Here is a 573-nt window from a genome sequence, read left to right as displayed (position 1 = left end):
CCGCCACCGGCACCAGTGAACAACCGAGTAACAAAGCCCCCGCCAGACGCCGGCGATGTGATTGTCGGGTCATGGTTGACCTCCTCCTTCCTGTTGTTCCCGGTACTGCTGTATCTGCGTCACCGCCTGTGCAATATCGGTGGTGCCGTAAACCACCCACTGCGCATCAACGACGACCGCCGGCAGAGATGACACCCCCAGCTGCCAGGCCTGAACCACGCCCTGATAAGCCTGCCGTAATGCCGTTTCTCTGGCCTGCCAGGCCGGACTTTGTAACAGGGCGGTGATGTGCGGGGCATCCGCTTCACTCAGTTCCGTCCCCGGCTGAAGCAGGGCCTCATCCAGCAGGCGTTCAGGCGCATCCAGATACACCACCTCAAACGGGATGTCCGTCTGCGGCAGAGCGTCATCCTGCGTGGTATACAGCACCACTGCCGCCCCGGCGGTCAACGGCAGGCATGACAGCGACAGCATCAGCAATCCGGAAAGAGATAAAAATCGTTTTTTCATTCGGTCAGTCCTCACAAACGAACGGTGAGAGAAGAAAAGCGCATCAAAACCCGCCGGTGACCG

The 573-nt window shown here is 59.7% G+C and carries 1 protein-coding gene; it reads right to left on the bottom strand.

What is annotated here, in order from left to right; translation table 11 throughout:
* Positions 1-69: 69 nt before the first annotated feature.
* Positions 70-573: TIGR03757 family integrating conjugative element protein (locus AACQ49_RS15855; RefSeq protein ID WP_237584662.1), on the bottom strand; the 504-nt coding region annotated here is incomplete at its 5' end.

This window comes from Proteus sp. G2675 (genome assembly GCF_963886535.1).
In the GTDB taxonomy this organism is placed as follows: domain Bacteria; phylum Pseudomonadota; class Gammaproteobacteria; order Enterobacterales; family Enterobacteriaceae; genus Proteus; species Proteus mirabilis.
The sequence above is the reverse complement of the archived record's forward strand: the minus strand, read 5'-3'. Positions and strand labels throughout refer to the sequence as shown.